Source organism: uncultured Albimonas sp. (assembly GCF_963977235.1).
Taxonomy (GTDB): domain Bacteria; phylum Pseudomonadota; class Alphaproteobacteria; order Rhodobacterales; family Rhodobacteraceae; genus Albimonas.
In genome coordinates this window covers 1-18,879 of sequence record NZ_CAXBOD010000052.1, presented here as the reverse complement: position 1 = coordinate 18,879, position 18,879 = coordinate 1, and the positions used below count along the sequence as shown (strand labels likewise).

Genomic DNA, 18,879 nt, shown 5'->3' with positions numbered 1-18,879 from the left:
CGATGCGGCTCAGCCGGCGAGCAACCCCTCGATCGCCTCGCGGATCTCGGGATCCTCGGGACGCACGGCGCTGTCCCAGGCGCCGACGAGCGCGCCGTCCGGGCCCAGCAGATACTTGTGGAAGTTCCAGCGCGGGCCGGGCAGGTCGCGCCCGCCGCTGCGCCCCTCCTCGGCGGCCCAGGCGTAGAACGGATGCGCCTGGGGGCCCTTCACGCGCACCAGACCCGACATCGGGAAGTCGATGGCGAAGTTGACCTCGCAGAAATCCTTGATCGCGCCCTCGTCCTCGTATTCCTGCCGGCCGAAATCGCGGCTGGGCGCGCCCACCACCACCAGGCCGCGGTCGCGATATTCCTCCCACAGCGCCTGAAGCCCGTCGTATTGCGGGGTGAAGCCGCAGCGCGAGGCGGTGTTGACCACCAGCACCGGCCGGCCGGCGTAGTCGCCCAGCGCAATGCGCTGACCGGCGCCGTCCAGAGGCTCGAACACGAAACCATGGGCGGACTGGCTGGCGCGCGCCACATGCGGCAGCGCCAGCGCGCCCGCGCTCAGCGCGAAGAACTGGCGGCGGTGGAACTTCGGCGGGGTCATGGCGGCGGTCTCCTCGCCCGGTCGTCAGCGGCGTCTGCCAGCATATACGTAGGCGCCGGCGCTCCGGTTTCATCGTTCCGGGCGCGCGATTTGAAGGCGCAGGCCGCGCGGCGCCGCGGCGCGGAAGACGACGTCGTCCCGCGGCGGCCGCGCCAGACGCGAAAGGCGCGCCGCGGGGGCCGCGGCGCGCCTGATCGGACCCCCGGGGGCGGGCTCAGTCCTCGGCGAAGACCCGCTCGAAGATCACGTCGACGCGCTTGAGGTGGTAGCCGAGGTCGAACTTCTCCTCGAGCTCGGCGTCGCTGAGCGCCGCGGTCACCTCCGCGTCGGCCTTCAGCTCGGCCAGGAAGTCGGCGCCCTGCTCCCACACCTTCATCGCGTTGCGCTGCACGAGGCGATAGCTGTCCTCGCGGCTGACGCCGGCCTGGGTCAGCGCCAGCAGCACCCGCTGGGAATGCACCAGGCCTTTGAACTTGTTGAGGTTCGCCATCATGTTGTCGGGGTAGACCAGCAGCTTGTCGATCACCCCCGTCAGGCGGGCCAGCGCAAAATCGAGCGTGATGGTCGCGTCCGGCCCGATATAGCGCTCGACCGAGGAGTGGGAGATGTCCCGCTCATGCCACAGCGCCACGTTCTCCATCGCCGGCAGCGCATAGCCGCGAACCATCCGCGCCAGCCCCGTGAGGTTCTCGGTCAGCACCGGGTTGCGCTTGTGGGGCATCGCCGAGGAGCCCTTCTGGCCGGGCGAGAAATACTCCTCCGCCTCCAGCACCTCGGTGCGCTGCAGGTGGCGGATCTCGGTGGCGATCCGCTCGACCGAGGAGGCGACGACGCCGAGCGCGGCGAAGAAGGCCGCGTGGCGGTCGCGCGGGATCACCTGGGTGGAGATCGGCTCGGGCTCGAGCCCCATCGCCTTGCAGACATGCTCTTCGACATAGGGGTCGATGTTGGCGAAGGTCCCAACCGCGCCCGAGATCGCGCCGGTGGCGATCTCGAACCGCGCCTTCTCGAGCCGGTTGCGGTTGCGCTTCATCTCGGCATAGGCGCCGGCCATCTTCAGGCCGAAGGTCACGGGTTCGGCGTGGATGCCGTGCGAGCGGCCGATGCACACGGTGTCCTTGTGCTCGTAGGCCCGGCGCTTGAGGGCGGCGAGCAGGGCGTCGACGTCCGCGATCAGGATGTCGGCGGCCTGGACGAGCTGCAGGTTGAAGCAGGTGTCGAGGATGTCGGAGGAGGTCATGCCCTGGTGGACGAAGCGGGCCTCGGGGCCGACCAGCTCGGAGAGGTGGGTCAGGAAGGCGATGACGTCGTGCTTGGTCTCGCGCTCGATTTCGTCGATGCGGTCGATGTCGAAGGTCTTGTCCTTCGCGGTCCACACCGTCTCTGCGGCCGACTTGGGGATCACGCCCAGCTCGGCCTGGGCGTCGCAGGCGTGGGCCTCGATCTCGAACCACAGGCGGAACTTGGTCTCGGGGGCCCAGACGGCCGTCATCTCGGGGCGGGCGTAACGGGGGATCATGGCGGCCTCGGTCTGCGAAGGGACGGGGGGTCGGGCGCGGGATAGCGCGCGGCGGGCGTCGCGGCAAGACGGCGGGGCCGCGCAGGCCGACGGGGGAGGGAGCCGCGCGTCGGGCCGCGCGCCGGCGGCAGGGCGCGCGCCCGCGCGGCGTTGCGGGCGGAGTCGCGGCGTGCGCGGGACGCCCCTCGGTCGGCGGGCCGCCGGGCGGGGACCGGGCAGGGCGGCGCGCCAGGCCGGCCGAACCGGGGACGGACGGCCCCGCGTCGCCTCAGTCGCCGCTCGCCCGCACGCGGAAGTGGGCGGCGTCCTCGGGGTCGATCTCCAGGATCCAGGACTTCTGCCCGATCTTCGCGCCCTTGAAGGTGCGGTAGGCCGAAACCTCGAGCCGGATGCGCCCGCCGGGCATCGCGACGAGCCGCCCCCCGGTCGCGACGCCGTCGGAGAACTCGACGCTCACCGGCACGCCGGCGCCCGGCTTGACCTCTTCGGGCAGGCGGCCGGTGGCGCCGAGGTAGAGATGCGTGTGCGCGACGCTGACCGCGCCGCCGCGCTCGGCCGCGTCGCGCTTGCGGCCCTTGAACCCGATCATGCGGCTGCGCCGCCCAGCGCCGCGCGCATCAGCTCGCGCGTGTAGGCGGTGCGCGGGGCCGAGAACACCTCGGCCGCCGTGCCCGTCTCGACGATGTCGCCGGCTTTCATCACGATCACCCTGTGAGACATGGCCCGCACCACCTTCAGGTCGTGCGAGATGAACAGATACGCCATTCCGTGCCGCGCCTGCAGCTTGCGCAGCAGGTCCACGATCTGCACCTGCACCGTCATGTCGAGCGCCGAGGTCGGCTCGTCGAGCACCAGCAGCTTGGGCTTGAGGATCATCGCCCGCGCGATCGCGATGCGCTGCCGCTGGCCGCCCGAGAACTCATGCGGGTAGCGGTCCATCATCGCGGGGTCGAGCCCCACCTCGGTCATCGCCCCCGCGACCGCGGCGCGGGGATCCTCGACCCCTTCGAGCCGGTGGATCGAGAGGCCCTCGGCGATGATCTGCTCGACCGTCATCCGCGGGCTGAGCGAGCCGAACGGATCCTGGAACACCATCTGCATCTGCCGGCGCACCGGGCGCAGCGAGCGGGGCGCGCGGCCCTGCAGGTCTTCGCCCAGGAACACCACCGGGCCCTCGGAGGCCGTCAGCCGCATCAGCGCCAGCGCCAGCGTGGTCTTGCCAGAGCCCGACTCGCCCACGATCCCCAGCGTCTCGCCCGCATGGACCGCGAGCTGGGCGTGGTTGACCGCCTTCACGTGGCCCACGACCTTGCGCATCATCCCGCGCCGGACCGGGAACCAGATCTTGAGCCCCGGCGTCTCGACCACCACGGGCGCGTCGGCGGGGGCGGGGGGCGCCTCGCCCCTGGGCTCTGCGGCGAGCAGCTTGCGGGTGTAGGCGTGCTGCGGGTCGGCGAACAGCGGCGCGGTGGCGTTGGTCTCGACGATATGGCCGTCCTTCATCACCGCCACCCGGTCGGCGATGCGCCGCACGATCCCGAGGTCGTGGGTGATGAACAGCATCGACAGCCCCTCGTCGCGCTGCAGCTTCTTCAGCAGATCGAGGATCTGGGCCTGGATGGTGACGTCGAGCGCGGTCGTCGGCTCATCCGCGATCAGGAGCTTGGGCCCATTGGCCAGCGCCATGGCGATCATCACCCGCTGGCGCTGCCCGCCCGAGAGCTGGTGGGGATAGGCGCCCAGCCGCTCCTCCGGGTCGCGGATGCCCACGCGGTTCAGCAGGTCGAGCGTGCGCGCCTTCGCCTCCGCCCCCCGCAGTCCCTGGTGCAGCGCCAGGCTCTCGCCGATCTGCTTCTCGATCGTGTGCAGGGGGTTGAGCGAGGTCATCGGCTCCTGGAACACGAAACTGATGTCGTTGCCCCGCACCCGGCGCAGGTCGCGCGCCCGCGCGCCGACCATCTGCGTGCCCTCGTAGACCACGGATCCCGAGACCTCGGCCGCCTCGGCCAGCAGCCCCACGGTCGAGAGGGCGGTGACCGACTTGCCCGAGCCCGACTCTCCCACCAGCGCCAGGGTCTCGCCCTTGTCGACGTGGAACGAGACGCCATGCACGGCGGTCGACACCCCCTCCTGGCCGCGGAAGCCGATGCTCAGGTCCTTCACGTCGAGGATGCGGCTCATCGGAAGGCCTTTCGGGGGTCGAAGGCGTCGCGCACGCCTTCGAAGACGAAGACCAGCAGCGACAGCATGATCGCGAAGGTGAAGAAGGCCGTGAAGCCCAGCCACGGCGCCTGCAGGTTGTTCTTGCCCTGCAGCGCCAGGTCCCCCAGCGAGGGGTAGGAGGCCGGCAGCCCGAAGCCGATGAAATCCAGCGTCGCCAGCGTCGAGATCGAGGCGGTCAGGATGAACGGCATCATCGTCAGCGTCGCCACCATCGCGTTGGGCAGCAGGTGGCGGAACATGATCGTCCAGTCGCCCACCCCCAGCGCGCGCGCGGCGCGCACGTATTCGAAGTTGCGCGCGCGCAGGAACTCGGCCCGCACCACGCCCACCAGCGCGGTCCACTGGAACAGGCTCAGCAGGATCAGCATCGACCAGAACGTCGGCTCGATGACCGCGGCGATGATCATGATCAGGAACAGCATCGGGATCGCCGACCAGATCTCCTCGATGCGCTGGAAGGTCAGGTCCACCCAGCCGCCGAAATAGCCCTGCGCGGCGCCCGCCACCACCCCGATCACGGTCGAGAGGGCGGTCAGCGCCAGCCCGAACAGGACCGAGATGCGGAACCCGTAGATCACCCGCGCCAGCACGTCGCGCGCCTGGTCGTCGGTGCCCAGCCAGTGCGTCGCGTCGGGCGGCGAGGGCGCCGTCGCCACGCCATAGCTGATGGTGTCGTAGCTGAACGGGATCAGCGGCCAGTAGATCGCGCCGGGCTCGGCCCCCTCGACGTCCTCGCCGGCCTCGATCTGCGCGATCAGCCCCTCGGGGTCGTCGAAACAGGTCTCGAGCCCGCCGGTCAGGATCAGGCAGCGGACCTCGATGGCGCGATAGTCGGCCTCGGTCTCGAAGTCGCCGCCGAAGTCGGTCTCGGCGTGGAACGAGAAGATCGGCATCATCGCCTCGCCCCGGTACATCACCAGGAACGGCTTGTCGTTGGCCACGAACTCGGCCAGCAGAGCCACCACGAACAGCACGAGGAAGATCCACAGCGACCAGAACGCCCGGCCGTTGGCGCGGAAGTTCTCCCAGCGCCGCTTTTGCAGCGGGCCCATCGCGAACAGCCTGCGCCGGGGCGGCGGGACGATCGCGGGCGCCGGCGCGGGGCCGGCCGGCGTTTCGGGGGCGGCGGTCTGCCCGAGGGGGGCCTGCGTCTGCGTCCCGCTCATGTCGCGCGGCTCTCGAAGTCGATGCGCGGGTCGATCCACACGTAGGTCAGGTCCGAGATCAGCTTCACCACCATCCCCAGCAGCGAGAACAGATACAGCGTCCCGAACACCACCGGATAGTCGCGGTTCAGCACGCTCTCGTAGCCCAGCAGCCCCAGCCCATCGAGGGAGAACACGATCTCGATGATGAAGGCGCCAGTGAAGAAGATCGAGATGAAGGCGGCGGGAAAGCCCGCGATCACGATCAGCATCGCGTTGCGGAACACGTGGCCATACAGGACCTTGCGCTCCGACAGGCCCTTGGCCCGCGCGGTCATCACGTATTGCTTTCGGATCTCGTCGAGGAACGAGTTCTTGGTCAGCAGCGTCAGCGTCGCAAAGCCCGAGATCGACATCGCCAGCACGGGCAGGGCGATGTGGTGGAAGTAGTCGAGGATCTGGTCCCCCGTCGACATCGTCGCGAACCCGTCCGACACCAGCCCCCGCAAGGGGAACCACTGCAGGTAACTGCCGCCGGCAAAGAAGATCAGCAGCATCACCGCGAACAGGAACCCCGGGATCGCATAGCCCACGATCACCACGCCCGAGGTCCAGGCGTCGAACACCGATCCGTCCCGCACCGCCTTGCGGATCCCCAGCGGGATCGAGACGAGGTAGGCGAGCAGCGTCGTCCACAGCCCCAGGCTGATCGAGACGGGCATCTTCTCTAGGATCAGGTCCATCACCGAGATCGAGCGATAATAGCTCTCGCCGAAGTCGAAGCGCAGGTAGTTCCAGATCATCAGCCCGAAGCGCTCGAGCGGCGGCTTGTCGAAGCCGAACTGACGCTCGAGATCGGCGATGAAGTCGGGGTCGAGCCCCTGCGCGCCCCGGTAGTCGCCGCCGGGCGCGCCGCCCCCGCCGCCGCCGGCCTCTCCGCCGCCGCCGCCGGTGAAACGGTCGGTGGCCGAGCCGGGGTCACTGAGCTGGGAGATGACCTGCTGCACCGGGCCGCCCGGCGCGAACTGGATGACCGCGAAGTTGATCGCCATGATCCCGAACAGGGTGGGAATCATCAGCAGGATGCGGCGAAGGATATAGGCGCCCATTCAGGCGGTGTTCCGATCCGGGGTCCTGTCGCCCTCGGGCCCCTCGGGGCGCCGCAGCGGGCCGCGGGCGGGCACGCGGATGGGCTTGGGTTCGGGCCGGCGGCCCTGGCCGAGGGCGGCGGCCGCGGCCGCGGCTGCGGCGCCGGCGACGCCGATCAGGATCATGGTCTCTTCCGGGGTCACAGCGGGGCGCCCTCCGATTTGAGCTTCTCGTATTTCGCCTGGTCCCACCACCAGTAGCCGTCCCCGCGCGAGTAGGGGGGCGGGTTCTCGGGCATGCCGAAAACGTCCCAGTAGGCTATGTTGTATTCGCCCTTGTACCAGTTCGGCGTCCAGATGTGCAGGGCGCGCAGCACCCGATCGAGCGCCCGGGCCGCCGCGTCGAGGCTCTCGCGGCTGTCGGCCGCGATCACCTTCTCGATCAGCGCGTCGACGGCCGGGTTGGCCAGCCCCGTCAGGTTCGGCGTGCCCGGCTGCCCGGCCGCGTCCAACCCGAACAGCGAGCGCAGCTCCTGTCCCGGGGTCATCGACATCACGAAGCGGCCGGGGACCACGTCGTAGTCGAAATCCTCCTGCCGCTGCTGGTACTGGGCGGCGTCCACGATGCGCAGTTTGGCGTCCACGCCCATCTTGCGCAGGTTGGCGATCATCGGGCCGATGATCCGCTCGAACGTCGGGCTGTCGTCGAGCAGCTCCAGCGTCAGGGGCTGACCTTCCGCGTTGACCCGCATGCCGTCCTTCACCGTCCACCCGGCCTCGTCCAGCAGCTTCATCGCCCGGCGCAGCACCCGCCGGTCGGAGCCCGAGCCGTCGGTGACGGGGGGCGTGTAGGCCTCCTCCTCGAACACCGCGGCGGGCAGGTCGGCGCGCAGGGGTTCCAGCAGCTCCAGCTCCGCCTCCGAGGGCATCCCTTCGGCCTTCATCGGCGCGTTCTCGAAGAACGAGGTGGTCCGCTCGTAAAGACCGTAGAACAGCGTGTCGTTGGACCATTCGAAATCGAAGGCCATCGACAGCGCCTCGCGCACCCGGGGGTCCTGGAACTGCGGCCGGCGCATGTTGAACCAGAACCCCTGCGTGCCCGAGGGCCGCCCGTCGGGCACCTGCTCCTTGATCACCCAGCCCTTCTGGATGGCGGGGAAACCGTATTCGGTCGCCCAGATCTTCGAGAAGAACTCCTCGTGGAAGGTGAAGGCGCCGGCCTTGAACGCCTCGAAGGCGGCGGTGTAGTCCTTGAAATACTCGAACACGTAGCGGTCGAAGTTGTTCGTGCCGACGTTCACCGGCAGATCGGCGGCCCAGTAGTCCGGGCGCCGCGCGTAGATCACCCGGCGGCCGGGCTCGGCCAGTTCGACCGAATAGGGGCCCGAGCCCAGGATCGGCTCCAGCGAGGAGGCCGCGAAGTCGCGCTCCGCCCACCAGGCTTTCGAGAGCACGGGCATCCCCCCGACCATCGCCGGCAGGTCGCGGGTGGCCACGCCCTCGCGGAAGTCGAAGCGCACCACGCGGTCGTCCAGCACGCTCGCGCTCTCCACGTCGCGGTAGCGGATGCGGTAGGAGGGGTGACCCTTCTCGCGCAGGACGTCGAAGCTGAAGGCCACGTCCTGCGCGGTCACCGGCGAACCGTCGGCGAAGGTCGCCTCGGGCCGCAGCCGGAAGATCACCCAGGTGCGGTCCTCGGGGTATTCCAGGCTCTCGGCCAGCAGGCCGTAGGCGGCGTCAATCTCGTCGGGGGACCCGGTCAGCAGCGTGTCGAAGAGCGCGCCGAGACCCTGCGCCGGCTCGCCCTTCAGGATGAACGGGTTGAGGCTGTCGAAGGTGCTCGAGGCGCCGGTGCCGCGGCCCGACCAGGTTCCGCCCTTGGGGGCGTCGGGGTTCACGAAGTCGAAATGCGCGAATCCGGGGGCGTATTTCAGGTCCCCGAAGGTGGAGATTCCGTGGGCGACGATGCCGCCGTTTTCGCCGGTCGCGGCCGCCTCGCCCGCGGCGCCCGCCATGCGGGGCGCGAGGCCCAGCGCCGCGCCGAACGCAGCCATGCCCAGGCCCAGTTCGCGCCGCGAGATCCGGCCTGCGTCCGCGCCCGCGCCCGGAGGGGCGGGCTGGTCGAGGCGGCGTCGGTCTGCGGGGCGCTTGCGCATCGGCGGATCTCCCTTGTCTCCGTCCCTTCAAGGGTTAGGCCGCCCCCTCGACCGTTTCAAGCGCGCCCGCGAGGACGTGAGCGCGCGACGCCCCCCCAGGCCTGATCCGGACCACACGCCGCGGCCCCGGCGGGGGCCCCCGCCGCGTTCCGACCGGCAGCGCGGGGCAGGGCGCCGCCTCGGCCCCGCCGCGCGACCCGCGCCCGGAATCGAAAGAGCCGCCCCCGTGGGGGCGGCTCCTGTCGATCCGCGTCGATCCGCGCGGGATCGAGGCGGGCCGCGTCGGGCGCGGAGGTTACTGCAGCGTCGCGAGGTAGGCGATCAGGTCGGCCCGGTCGTCGGGCTTGCGCAGACCGGCAAAGCCCATGGCGGTGCCGGGGGCGACGGCCTTGGGGTTCTCGAGGAAGTGGAACAGGTTCTCCTTGGACCACACGTCGCCGACCTGCTCGAGCGCGCCGGAGTAGGAGAAGCCCGCCACCGCGTCGATCTCGCGGTTGACCACGCCGTCGAGGTGCGGGCCGGTGCCGTTCGAGCCGTCGACCTTGTGGCAGGCCTTGCACTTGCCGAAGATCCGCTCGCCGCGGCCGGCGTCGCCGCCCTCGAGCAGCGCAGCCACGTCGATCTGCTCTTCCTCGCCGCCGCCGGTCTCCTGGACCTCCAGCGCATAGGCATATTCATGCTCGTCGCCGTGGGAGGCGGGGTGGAAGACCAGTTCGGCGAAGAACTGAACGCCGAGATAGATCAGCAGCGCGCCCACGCAGGCGCCGACGATCTTGTTGATCTCCATCGTGTCCATGTCGATCCAGACCCCTTTTTGGTTCCTTGCCGGGCGTCGGCTTCGCGTCTCGTCCGAGGCCCCCTTCGCCCCCCTCCCGGAGCCGTCGCGCGGATGCTGCGACCGGCCGGCGAGGCGCGGCTGGGTGAGCGATTTCCTACCCGCTTCCCGCGGCCGGCCGCAAGGCGTATAAGGCGCGACCCATTGACCGGAGAGAGCTTTCTCACGGGCCCCTCTCGGCCCGCGAGACCGCGCGGAGACCATGACCGAAGCCCAGACCCGACCCGAGCGGCCCGCAGACCGATCCCCCGAGAAAATCGCCTTCCAGGGCGAGCCGGGCGCGTACTCGCATCTCGCCTGCCGGCAAGCCTATCCCGACCTCGACCCGATGCCCTGCCAGACCTTCGAGGAGGCGATCGCCGCGGTGAAGACCGGCGAGGCCCGGCTGGCGATGCTGCCGGTCGAGAACTCCACCTACGGCCGCGTCGCCGACATTCACGCGCTGCTGCCCGGCTCGGGCCTGTTCATCATCGGCGAGACCTTCGTGCCCGTCGCCATCCAGCTGATGGGCCCCAGAGGCGCGACGCTTGCCGACGTCAAATCGGCGATGAGCCACACCGTCCTGCTCGGCCAGTGCCGGGAGTTCCTCGCCGAACACAGGATCCGCGCGATCACCGGCGCCGACACCGCCGGCTCCGCCCGGCAGATCTTCGAGGCCAACGACCCCTCCCAGGCCGCGCTCGCCTCCGAGCTCGCCGCCGAGATCAACGGGCTCGAGATCCTCGCGCGCGACGTGCACGACAACAAGCACAACGCCACCCGCTTCCTGGTGATGTCGCGCCAGAAGGTCGAGGCCGAGCCTGCGGCCCCCAAGGTCCTGACCACATTCATCTTCCAGGTCCGCAACGTGCCCGCCGCCCTCTACAAGGCGATGGGGGGCTTTGCGACCAACGGCGTGAACATGGTCAAGCTCGAGAGCTACATGGTCGACGGCTCCTTCACCGCGACCCAGTTCCTCGCCGACATCGAGGGCCACCCCGACGACGCCAACGTGCGCCTCGCGATGGAGGAGCTGGGCTTCTTCACCTCCTACCGCCGAATCCTCGGGGTCTACGCCGCCCACCCCTACCGCGACCGGGTGAAGCTGCCGGGCTGAGCGCGGGGCGGCCGGCGACGCCCGCCGGAATCGCGAACGGGGCGAGGCCGCGGCCTCGCCCCATTCCGTTCCGGGCGCTCCGGTCCCGGCCGCGTCTCCGCGCTCAGGCGAAGATGAAGTCCGTGTGATCGACGTCGCCGGCCTCGGCGTCCTTGATCCGCGCCACCTGGTCGCCGTCGTAGCTCACCACCAGGTCGCCGTTGTTCTTCTCCTTCAGCTCCAGGTCGGCGAAGCGATCCGCGCCGCCCTGGACGAAGAACACGTCTTGGCCGGCGTCGAAATCCACGACCTTTGTCTTCGAGCCATGGTCGACCACGAACGTGTCGTCGCCCGCGCCGCCGATCAGCCGGTCCTTGCCCCAGCCGCCGTCCAGCACGTCGTCGCCCGCGCCGCCGCGCAGCACGTCCTGGCCCTTGCCGCCGAACAGGAAGTCGTCCGCCCCTCCGCCGATCAGCAGGTCGCCGCCCGAATTCCCGTAGAGCTCGTCCGAGAAGCCGCCGCCACGCAGCGCGTCCCCGCCCGAGCCTCCGAACAGCACGTCCGAGCCCTTGCCCCCATAGAGCGCATCGCTCCCGCGGCCGCCGGCCAGCGCGTCGCCGCCCGAGCCGCCCTGCATCTCGTCCTTGCCGTTCTCACCGATCAGCCGGTCCGCCCCGGCGCCGCCGACCAGCAGGTCCTTGCCGTTGCCGCCCCGCAGCAGGTCGTCGTCGCCCCCGCCAAACAGCTCATCCTTGCCATTGCCGCCGAACAGGCGGTCGTCGCCGTTGCGCCCGTGCAGCGCGTCCTTGCCGTTCTCGCCAGACAACCGGTCGTCGTTGTCGAGGCCGTAGACGACGTCGTGGCCGTTGCCGGCGCGCTCGACGATGGGATCATGTCTGGGGCTGGCCATGGGGAAACTCCTCCTGCTCGCGACTGTTTCGTCGGCGGCGCGGGGGCGCCGGGCCGATGGGCGACCGCGCACGGCCGCCGCCCGGCCGTCTTTCCAGCGCGGGGCGGCGACGCAGGGGCGCGAGCATGTCCCCTCCCGGACCATTCGGCGCCAACGGGCGCCTCATTCGCGCGGGCTCGCCCCCGCGCCGCCGCGCCACGCGCGATTGACAGCGCCCCCCCGACTTGGTCCGGTCGCCGCCGACACCGTTTCCGCAGGAGCCCGACCCCCCATGACCCGACTTGCCGATCCCCTCGCCCTCACCCGCGGCCCCGCCTGGAAGAACCGTTTCATGCTGGCGCCGCTGACCAACCAGCAGAGCCACGCCGACGGCACGCTCTCGGACGAGGAGTTCCACTGGCTGACGATGCGCGCACAGGGCGGCTTCGGCCTGACCATGACCTGCGCGGCCCATGTCCAGCAGAGCGGCAACGCCTTCGCGGGCCAGCTCGGCATCTTCGGGGACCAGCATCTCGAGGGGCTGACCCGCCTTGCGGACGCGCTGAAGGCGGCGGGCACGGTTTCTTCCGTGCAGCTCCACCACGGCGGGATGCGTTGCCCCAAGGAGCTTGCGGGCGACGTCGTCGCCCCCTCCGACGACGCCGAGACCGGGGCCCGCGCCCTGACCACCGCCGAGGTCGAGCAGCTGCGCGACGACTTCATCGCCGGCGCCCTGCGCGCCCAGAAGGCCGGTTTCGACGGGGTCGAGATCCACGGCGCCCACGGCTATATCCTGTGCGCCTTCCTCTCGACCCAGTACAACCGGCGCGACGACCGCTACGGCGGCAGCCTCGAGAACCGCGCCCGCCTGACGCTGGAGGTGCTGGACGGCATCCGCGCCGCCTGCCGCCCCGACTTCCAGGTGGGCCTGCGCCTCTCGCCCGAGCGCTTCGGGATGGAGCTGGCCGAGATCCGCGACCTTGCGGCCGAGGTGATGGCCGGCGGCAAGCTCGACTATCTCGACATGTCGCTGTGGGACGTCTTCAAGACCCCGATGGACGAGGGCTTCGCCGAGCGCGACCTGCTCGGCTGGTTCACCGACCTGCCGCGCAACGGCACGAAACTGGGCGTCGCGGGCAAGCTGATGACCGCCGCCCAGTCGCAGGAGACGATCGACCGCGGCTGCGATTTCGCCGTGATCGGGCGCGCCGCGATCCTGCGCCACGACTTCCCCGACCGCGTGCTGGCCGACGCGGGCTATGTCTCGCCGGCCACGCCCGTTTCGGAGGCGCACCTGCGGGCCGAGGGGCTCTCCCCCTCCTTCGTGCAGTACATGCGCAACTGGAAGGGCTTCGTCGAGGAGGCCGAGTCGGCCGCCTGAGGCGCCGCGCCGGCCGCAGAGTCTTGCAGGAGAAAAGGGGCGGGCCCGCGGGTCCGCCCCTCAATCGTCCGGGCGCCTCTCAGCTCTGATGCGCGCCGCGTTTCTCGGTCAGGCGCTGCTGGATCCGGCGCCAGTTGTGCGCCTCCTCGCGGTCGCCTTCGTCCTCGTGCTTCGCGGCGCGCTGCGCCGCGGTGGCGATGGCGCGGGGGCCGAGCTGGTCGTAGAGCGCCCTGGCCTGGAGTTCGACGTCTTCCATGCGCATGTCGCGTCCTCCCAGAAGTCATCACTCGGGAGCCGGCGCGCCGGATAGGTCCGGCATTGCCGGCCGGGAACTCAACCTAGGGGAAGGCGGCCCGGAACGAAAGCCCCGATGCGACAGGCCGCCGCAGTTCTTCCGACCGGGCGGGGGGCAGCCGCGCTCGCCCGGACCGCATGCGACCGGTGTGGCGCAGGCGGCCCCGGGTCAGGCCCGGGGCCCCGCGCGCCGAGGTCTGGCTGCGCGCGCCGGGCGTCGCGCCGCTCAGCGGAACTCGGGCACCCGACCGTCGACCCAGGCCTCGAGCACCGAGCGCGCGATGGCGCCATGCCGGGCAGGGGCGATGACGGGATGGTTGCCGGCCAGCGCCTCGCGCATCTCGTCCTTCTCGACCCACATCGCCGCTTCCAGCTCGTGCTCGTCGATGCGGATGTCCTCGTCCAGCGCCTCGCCCGCGCAGCCGATCATCAGCGAGGCGGGGAACGGCCAGGGCTGCGAGGCGACGTAGATCACCCGGCCCACGCGGATCATCGCCTCCTCGTCCACCTCCCGGCGCACGGCGGCCTCCAGCGTCTCGCCCGGCTCCATGAACCCCGCGAGCAGCGACCACATCCCCTTGGGCCACATGCTCTGCCGGCCCACCAGCACCTTCGAGCCGCGCGTGATCAGCATGATCACCACCGGGTCGGTGCGCGGGAAATGCTGGGCGCCGCAGTCGGGACACTCCCGCCGCCAGCCCGCATGGACCATCGTCGAGCGCGCCCCGCAGCGCGAGCAGAACTGGTGGGAGCGGTGCCACTCGATCACCCCCTTGGCGGTCGAGGCGTCGGCGGCGTCCTGCACGCTCAGCCGCGCCATCTCCTGGCGCAGGTCGAGGAAGGCGAAGCTCTCGGGCAGGTCGGGGTGGCGGTTGGCGGTGGCGTCGCGGAACGTGCCCGGCGGGCCGTCGGGCGCGGCCGGATCCTCCCAGGCCGAGATATCGAGCGCGAAGCGCCCGCAGGGCCGCCCGCCCGCATCCTCCAGCCCCAGGAACACCGGCGTGTCGCGGGTGACCTCGAGCATCGCGGAATCGGTGGGCAGCCAGCCGAGCGTCAGCCCCCCGTCGACCTCGCAGAGCAGGGGCTTGCCCCGCCACAACGGCAGCACGCGGGCCTCCGGATCGCTCCAGAACCGGCGGATCAGCGCGGCGTCGGCCCGCATCCGGTCGGCGCGGTCGCGGGTTCCGCCGGCAAAGGCAATGGTCTCTTCCGGGATGATCGGATCGGGCATCTGCGGCGGGCTCCCCTCGGCTCAATCGCTTGTTTGGATGACTCTATGGACCGCGGGAGCGGTCGGGAGCAAGCGGCGAGCCGCGCGGAGGCGAGGCATGGGGAGCGCCCGGGGGCCCCGGGAGGACCGCTTCGCGAACCCGCCCGAGAACAGGCGCCCGGACGCGGCTTGCCGCGGGCGCGCTCCGGCGAGCGGGGAGAGGGGTTGAAACGGCGCGGCGCTCGGCGTATCTCCCCGCTCGAGAGGTTGGCGTGGGCGAGCGCCTCGCCAACCCGGTCAGGTCCGGAAGGAAGCAGCCGTAGCGAGTCCCGCTTGGGTCGCGTTCAGCCTCTCACCTCGCAAAGCCGCCCCCCCGGGGGCGGCTTTCGTCGTTTGCGGCGGCGCGGGCGGGCAAGGCGGCGCCTTGCGGCGGACCCCCGCGCTCCTTACCCTTCGCCTGCGGGTCCGCCCGTCCGTCCACGCGCCCCGCGCCGGGCGAGGACCGCAGCCCACGCCCGAAGAGGGAGCGCATGGCCGAGGACGCCGCCCCGCCGACCCAGACGCCCGCCGAAACCTCGGGCGCCACCGGCGCCGCCTACCAGGTTCTGGCGCGCAAGCATCGCCCGCAGACCTTCGCCGACCTCATCGGCCAGGAGGCGATGGTGCGCACCCTGCGCAACGCCTTCGAGACCGACCGCATCGCCCATGCCTTCGTGCTGACCGGCGTGCGCGGGGTGGGCAAGACCACCACCGCGCGCATCGTGGCCAAGGGGCTGAACTGCATCGGTCCCGACGGGCAGGGCGGCCCGACCGTCGCCCCCTGCGGGGTCTGCGAGCCCTGCCGCGCCATCGCCGACTCCCGCCACGTCGACGTGCTGGAGATGGACGCCGCCTCGCGCACCGGCGTGGGCGACGTGCGCGAGATCATCGAGTCGGTGCGCTACCGGGCGGCCTCGGCCCGCTACAAGGTCTACATCATCGACGAGGTGCACATGCTCAGCACCTCGGCCTTCAACGCGCTGCTCAAGACGCTGGAGGAGCCGCCCGAGCATGTGAAGTTCATCTTCGCCACCACCGAGATCCGCAAGGTCCCGGTCACGGTCCTCTCCCGCTGCCAGCGTTTCGACCTGCGCCGGATCGAGCCGGAGGTGATGATCGCCCATCTCTCGCGCATCTGCGGGATGGAGAACGCCGCGGTGGCCGAGGACGCGCTGGCCCTGATCGCGCGGGCGGCCGAGGGCTCGGTGCGCGACGCGCTCTCGCTGCTCGACCAGGCGATCGCGCACGGCGCGGGCGAGACCTCGGCCGACGAGGTCCGCGCGATGCTGGGCCTGGCCGACCGCGGCCGGGTGCTGGACCTGTTCGAGGCGGTGATGAAGGGCGACTGCGCCGCGGCGCTCGCGGAACTCTCCGAGCAATACGCCGCGGGCGCCGACCCGCTGGCGGTGCTGCGGGATCTCGCCGAGGTCACGCACTGGATCTCGATCGCCAAGGTCGCCCCCGACGCCGCCGAGGACCCTACCGCCGGCCCCGAGGCCCAGGCCCGCGCCCGCGACTTCGCCTCGCGCCTCGGGCTGCGCCCGCTCGCCCGCGCCTGGCAGATGCTGCTCAAGGCCATGGAGGAGGCCGCCGGCGCCCCCAACCCGATGATGGCCGCCGAGATGGCGATCATCCGCCTGACCCACGTCGCCGACCTGCCCAGCCCCGAAGACCTGGTCCGCCGCCTGACCGAGCAGGGCGCCGCGCCCGCACCCTCGGGCGGTTCGGGCGGCGCGCCCGCAGGCCCGACGGGCGGCGCGGGCGCCTCTGCCGGCGCCGCCCCCGCGCCGGCCTCCGGCACGCAGGGTTCCGCATCCGCCTCCGGCGGGCACGGCTCATCTCCCCCCACTGGCGGGCAGGGGTCGTCTCCCGCCTCCGGCGGGCAGGGGTCATCTCCCGCCTCCGGCGGGCAGGGCGGCGCGATGCGCGCCACGGCGAACGGCGGCTCGGTCGCCAGCCACGCCCCCCGCGCCCAGGCCGCCCCGCGCCCGACGCTGGCCGCAGCCTCCCCCGATGTGGCCAGGCGCGAAGCCCCCCCGCTGCCCGAAGCCGTCGCGGCGCTGACCACCTTCGACGCGGTTCTCGAACTCGTGCGCGACAAGCGCGACGCGCGCCTGCTGGTGGAACTCGAGGCGCATGTGCGCCTGATCTCCTACCAGCCCGGCCGCATCGTCTTCGAGCCCGCCCATGACGCGCCCGAGAGCCTCGCCTCCGACCTCGCCCAACGGCTGATGGCCTGGACCGGCTCCCGCTGGATGGTGGCGGTCGAGAACTCCGGCGGCGCCCAGACGGTGCGCGAGCGCCAGGACGCCGAGCGTGACGACCTGCACGCCCGCCTCAAGCTGCATCCGCTGGTCGCCGCCGCCATCGCCGCCTTCCCCGGCGCCGAGATCATGGCGACCCGCGCCTTCGGCGCCGCCGCCGAACCCGAAGAGACCCAGTCCGCCCCCGAATGGGAAGAGACCCCGCAGGACGAGGACTGGGACGGATGGGAGCCGGTGGACGCCTTCGACGGCGACTGACGCCCGACAAGACCCCCGGCTCAGACCCGATGTGGACCGGCGGGCCCCCAGGCCTCGCCGTCTGAAGAAAAGGATGACATCATGCTGAAAGGTCTCGGAAATCTGGGCGACATGGCCAAGATGATGGCCAAGGCCCAGGAGTTCCAGGGCAAGATGGCCGAGGCCCAGGCCGCGGTCGAGGCGCTCGAAGTCGAGGGCGAGGCCGGCGCCGGTCTGGTCAAGGCCACCGTCACCGGCAAGGGCGAGCTCAAGCGCCTGTCGATCGACCCCACCCTGTTCGTCCCCGAGGACCGCGAGGCGGTCGAGGACCTGATCGTCGCCGCGATCAAGACCGCCCAGGACCGCGCCGCCGAGGCCGCCCAGGCCGAGATGGCCAAGGCCGCCGAGGGCTTGCCGCTGCCCCCGGGCATGAAGCTGCCGTTCTGAGCCGCCCCTCCGGCCCGCGCCCTCTGCGGACCGCGGGCCGGACCGCCCACCCCCGCCAAGGGATGCGCCCCGGGCCTTTCCCGGGGCCTCCCGCGCGCGCCGTGAAGCGGCGACGCCCCTCGCCGCCGCCGCCTCCGCAGGGCCTCCCAACGCCCGCAGCCTCGGTCCCGGCCTCGATCTGCACACGCCGCGCCGGTGGTCCCGCTTCGCTCTGACCGCCGCGCGCGCCAAAACCCCGCTCACCGCCGTCGCCGCGCCCGCCCCGCGACGGTCCAGCCCGTGCGCGTGCGGAGCGCCGCGGGCGGCCGGACTCATTTCGTCCAGAATGAACACTCTTGGAACTTGCGCTTCATGATGTGTTCATATAAAACTTTCACCGAGATGACGTTACGCCATGCTGCGCCCGTCTGGGGAGATCGGCGCAGAGAGAGGTGACAGATGGATCGCGACAGGCTCGCGGGGCCGGGCCATCGCCCGCGCGCCCGCCTGGCCGGGATCGCCGCGCGATGCGGACTGGGCCGCAACGCGCCGGCGCCGAGGGGTTTCGACCAGGGGTCGATTCCAGGCGTCGCGACGTGGGGAGACGTCGCGGCGCCAACTCCCTCGGGCGCGGTCGCCCTCGGCTGCGGCCCGCGCTCGGGCGGAGCGGGGGCATGATGGCCCCGCTCGCCCGCTTCGTGGCGCTGGGGCCCCAACGTCTCTCGGAGGCGCTGCGCGCGATCCCCAGGGCCGAGACGGCCCTGTGGGCGCCCGTGGCCCTGGTGGCCGCGCTGGCGATGGCGGACTATGCGGTGATGGTGCGCGCCGAGGCCGACCTGCGCCTCGCCGCCGCCCGCGCGGCGCTGGCGCTCGGCGCGGGCGGGATCGACCCGCCCCAGGCCGCGGCCATGGTCCGGCGCGAGCTGCGCGGCCGGGCGACGCGGGACCTCTCGGTCAGCGTCTCGATGGGCGACCGGGCGGCGGTCGAGGTGCGCCTGCCGGCCGAATCCGCGACCCTGTTCGGCTTCCACTGGGTCCTGCCGGGCGACGAGATCAGCGCCCGGGCCGAGGCCGTGATCCAGGCCGGCCGCGCCGAGGCCGAACTGGTCCGCCCGGACTGAGCCCCTTCCCGGAACCGCCCGAATGCGGCGGCGTCACTCCCGCCGCAACAGCCGGTCGGTGATCCACCCCGCGAGCCGCTGGCGCCAGCTGCGCCGGGCGGCGACGCGATGGGCCGTCTCGATGGCCTCGCGGTCATATTCGGTCTCGATCCACTGGCGGAAGGGGACGCCGCGCGCCTCGGCCGCCGTCGCCTCGGCGAAGAAGCGGTCCAGCACGCCCGTCGGTCCGCGCGACAGATGCCCGTAGCGCAGCGACAGCTGGCCCGAGGCCTCGGCCGCCGAGCGTCCCTCGCGCAGCACCATCCACAGCGCGGCCATCAACCCCGCCCGGTCCGCCCCGGACTTGCAGTGGAACAGCACCGGCGTGGGCGTGTCGCGGATCAGCG

Annotated in this window: 18 protein-coding genes and 1 other RNA gene; 6 read left to right on the top strand and 13 right to left on the bottom strand. The window is 71.6% G+C overall.

Annotation, left to right across the window (positions count from 1 at the left end; all coding sequences use genetic code 11):
• Window positions 1-9: 9 nt before the first annotated feature.
• The 9 genes from AAC134_RS18710 to AAC134_RS18670 form a co-directional block, all read right to left on the bottom strand.
• Window positions 10-591 carry a glutathione peroxidase gene (locus AAC134_RS18710; RefSeq protein WP_339950649.1) on the bottom strand — a complete coding sequence of 194 codons (582 nt, stop codon included), beginning with the start codon at window positions 589-591 and terminating at the stop codon, window positions 10-12.
• Window positions 592-805: 214 nt separating this feature from the next.
• Window positions 806-2,110, bottom strand: a complete 1,305-nt coding sequence (gene purB, locus AAC134_RS18705) for an adenylosuccinate lyase (protein ID WP_339950648.1) — start codon at window positions 2,108-2,110, stop codon at window positions 806-808.
• Between the two features lie 268 nt (window positions 2,111-2,378).
• On the bottom strand, window positions 2,379-2,699 hold the full coding sequence (locus AAC134_RS18700) for a hypothetical protein (protein WP_339950647.1): 321 nt from the start codon (window positions 2,697-2,699) through the stop codon (window positions 2,379-2,381).
• On the bottom strand, window positions 2,696-4,291 hold the full coding sequence (locus tag AAC134_RS18695; protein WP_339950646.1) for an ABC transporter ATP-binding protein: 1,596 nt from the start codon (window positions 4,289-4,291) through the stop codon (window positions 2,696-2,698). Before AAC134_RS18695 ends, AAC134_RS18700 begins: the two co-directional genes overlap by 4 nt.
• Window positions 4,288-5,385: an ABC transporter permease gene (locus AAC134_RS18690; protein WP_339950657.1), complete on the bottom strand. Its 1,098-nt coding sequence runs from the start codon at window positions 5,383-5,385 to the stop codon at window positions 4,288-4,290. Before AAC134_RS18690 ends, AAC134_RS18695 begins: the two co-directional genes overlap by 4 nt.
• A 110-nt stretch (window positions 5,386-5,495) precedes the next feature.
• A complete protein-coding gene (locus AAC134_RS18685; RefSeq protein ID WP_339950645.1) occupies window positions 5,496-6,587 on the bottom strand; it encodes a microcin C ABC transporter permease YejB in 1,092 nt (363 codons plus the stop codon).
• On the bottom strand, window positions 6,588-6,752 hold the full coding sequence (locus AAC134_RS18680) for a hypothetical protein (RefSeq protein ID WP_339950644.1): 165 nt from the start codon (window positions 6,750-6,752) through the stop codon (window positions 6,588-6,590).
• A gap of 14 nt (window positions 6,753-6,766) precedes the next feature.
• Window positions 6,767-8,722 carry an extracellular solute-binding protein gene (locus AAC134_RS18675; RefSeq protein WP_339950643.1) on the bottom strand — a complete coding sequence of 652 codons (1,956 nt, stop codon included), beginning with the start codon at window positions 8,720-8,722 and terminating at the stop codon, window positions 6,767-6,769.
• A 295-nt stretch (window positions 8,723-9,017) separates the two neighbouring features.
• The gene (locus AAC134_RS18670) at window positions 9,018-9,518 is read right to left on the bottom strand and encodes a cytochrome c family protein (RefSeq protein ID WP_339950642.1); all 501 of its coding nucleotides are present in this window, start codon (window positions 9,516-9,518) and stop codon (window positions 9,018-9,020) included.
• A 241-nt stretch (window positions 9,519-9,759) separates the two neighbouring features.
• On the opposite strand from AAC134_RS18670, the gene AAC134_RS18665 reads away from it, so the two are divergent.
• Window positions 9,760-10,653: a prephenate dehydratase gene (locus AAC134_RS18665; RefSeq protein WP_339950641.1), complete on the top strand. Its 894-nt coding sequence runs from the start codon at window positions 9,760-9,762 to the stop codon at window positions 10,651-10,653.
• A gap of 103 nt (window positions 10,654-10,756) precedes the next feature.
• Here AAC134_RS18665 and AAC134_RS18660 read toward each other — a convergent pair whose 3' ends face one another.
• The gene (locus AAC134_RS18660) at window positions 10,757-11,542 is read right to left on the bottom strand and encodes a calcium-binding protein (RefSeq protein ID WP_339950640.1); all 786 of its coding nucleotides are present in this window, start codon (window positions 11,540-11,542) and stop codon (window positions 10,757-10,759) included.
• A 271-nt stretch (window positions 11,543-11,813) separates the two neighbouring features.
• Here AAC134_RS18660 and AAC134_RS18655 point away from each other — a divergent pair, with 271 nt between their 5' ends.
• Entirely contained in the window at window positions 11,814-12,902 is a 1,089-nt protein-coding gene (locus AAC134_RS18655; RefSeq protein ID WP_339950639.1) for an NADH:flavin oxidoreductase, read from the top strand.
• A gap of 79 nt (window positions 12,903-12,981) precedes the next feature.
• On the opposite strand, the gene AAC134_RS18650 is transcribed toward AAC134_RS18655, so the two are convergent.
• Together AAC134_RS18650 and nudC are read right to left on the bottom strand one after the other, a co-directional pair.
• Window positions 12,982-13,164, bottom strand: a complete 183-nt coding sequence (locus AAC134_RS18650) for a hypothetical protein (RefSeq protein ID WP_339950638.1) — start codon at window positions 13,162-13,164, stop codon at window positions 12,982-12,984.
• Window positions 13,165-13,422: 258 nt separating this feature from the next.
• Window positions 13,423-14,427 carry an NAD(+) diphosphatase gene (nudC, locus tag AAC134_RS18645; RefSeq protein ID WP_339950637.1) on the bottom strand — a complete coding sequence of 335 codons (1,005 nt, stop codon included), beginning with the start codon at window positions 14,425-14,427 and terminating at the stop codon, window positions 13,423-13,425.
• 239 nt (window positions 14,428-14,666) lie between these two features.
• On the opposite strand from nudC, the gene ffs reads away from it, so the two are divergent.
• The 4 genes from ffs (at window position 14,667) to AAC134_RS18625 (ending at window position 18,493) form a co-directional block, all read left to right on the top strand.
• An RNA gene (gene ffs, locus AAC134_RS18640) (signal recognition particle sRNA small type) lies at window positions 14,667-14,764 on the top strand.
• Window positions 14,765-14,936: 172 nt separating this feature from the next.
• Complete coding sequence (locus AAC134_RS18635) at window positions 14,937-16,967, top strand: DNA polymerase III subunit gamma/tau (RefSeq protein ID WP_339950636.1); 2,031 nt, start codon at window positions 14,937-14,939, stop codon at window positions 16,965-16,967.
• Between the two features lie 81 nt (window positions 16,968-17,048).
• On the top strand, window positions 17,049-17,393 hold the full coding sequence (locus AAC134_RS18630; protein WP_339950635.1) for a YbaB/EbfC family nucleoid-associated protein: 345 nt from the start codon (window positions 17,049-17,051) through the stop codon (window positions 17,391-17,393).
• A 653-nt stretch (window positions 17,394-18,046) separates the two neighbouring features.
• Complete coding sequence (locus tag AAC134_RS18625) at window positions 18,047-18,493, top strand: hypothetical protein (RefSeq protein ID WP_339950634.1); 447 nt, start codon at window positions 18,047-18,049, stop codon at window positions 18,491-18,493.
• Between the two features lie 33 nt (window positions 18,494-18,526).
• On the opposite strand, the gene AAC134_RS18620 is transcribed toward AAC134_RS18625, so the two are convergent.
• The coding region (locus AAC134_RS18620) for a tyrosine-protein phosphatase (protein WP_339950633.1) at window positions 18,527-18,879 on the bottom strand (353 nt) is incomplete at its 5' end.

What these genes read in the sequence shown, in the direction of transcription:
- AAC134_RS18670 (WP_339950642.1), bottom strand. Translation starts at nt 9,518, where the DNA reads ATGGACACGATGGAGATCAACAAGATCGTCGGCGCCTGCGTGGGCGCG.
- AAC134_RS18700 (WP_339950647.1), bottom strand. Translation starts at nt 2,699, where the DNA reads ATGATCGGGTTCAAGGGCCGCAAGCGCGACGCGGCCGAGCGCGGCGGC.
- AAC134_RS18635 (WP_339950636.1), top strand. Translation starts at nt 14,937, where the DNA reads ATGGCCGAGGACGCCGCCCCGCCGACCCAGACGCCCGCCGAAACCTCG.
- AAC134_RS18710 (WP_339950649.1), bottom strand. Translation starts at nt 591, where the DNA reads ATGACCCCGCCGAAGTTCCACCGCCGCCAGTTCTTCGCGCTGAGCGCG.
- AAC134_RS18650 (WP_339950638.1), bottom strand. Translation starts at nt 13,164, where the DNA reads ATGCGCATGGAAGACGTCGAACTCCAGGCCAGGGCGCTCTACGACCAG.
- AAC134_RS18660 (WP_339950640.1), bottom strand. Translation starts at nt 11,542, where the DNA reads ATGGCCAGCCCCAGACATGATCCCATCGTCGAGCGCGCCGGCAACGGC.
- nudC (WP_339950637.1), bottom strand. Translation starts at nt 14,427, where the DNA reads ATGCCCGATCCGATCATCCCGGAAGAGACCATTGCCTTTGCCGGCGGA.
- AAC134_RS18625 (WP_339950634.1), top strand. Translation starts at nt 18,047, where the DNA reads ATGATGGCCCCGCTCGCCCGCTTCGTGGCGCTGGGGCCCCAACGTCTC.
- AAC134_RS18690 (WP_339950657.1), bottom strand. Translation starts at nt 5,385, where the DNA reads ATGGGCCCGCTGCAAAAGCGGCGCTGGGAGAACTTCCGCGCCAACGGC.
- AAC134_RS18680 (WP_339950644.1), bottom strand. Translation starts at nt 6,752, where the DNA reads ATGATCCTGATCGGCGTCGCCGGCGCCGCAGCCGCGGCCGCGGCCGCC.
- AAC134_RS18695 (WP_339950646.1), bottom strand. Translation starts at nt 4,291, where the DNA reads ATGAGCCGCATCCTCGACGTGAAGGACCTGAGCATCGGCTTCCGCGGC.
- purB (WP_339950648.1), bottom strand. Translation starts at nt 2,110, where the DNA reads ATGATCCCCCGTTACGCCCGCCCCGAGATGACGGCCGTCTGGGCCCCC.
- AAC134_RS18655 (WP_339950639.1), top strand. Translation starts at nt 11,814, where the DNA reads ATGACCCGACTTGCCGATCCCCTCGCCCTCACCCGCGGCCCCGCCTGG.
- AAC134_RS18665 (WP_339950641.1), top strand. Translation starts at nt 9,760, where the DNA reads ATGACCGAAGCCCAGACCCGACCCGAGCGGCCCGCAGACCGATCCCCC.
- AAC134_RS18685 (WP_339950645.1), bottom strand. Translation starts at nt 6,587, where the DNA reads ATGGGCGCCTATATCCTTCGCCGCATCCTGCTGATGATTCCCACCCTG.
- AAC134_RS18630 (WP_339950635.1), top strand. Translation starts at nt 17,049, where the DNA reads ATGCTGAAAGGTCTCGGAAATCTGGGCGACATGGCCAAGATGATGGCC.
- AAC134_RS18675 (WP_339950643.1), bottom strand. Translation starts at nt 8,722, where the DNA reads ATGCGCAAGCGCCCCGCAGACCGACGCCGCCTCGACCAGCCCGCCCCT.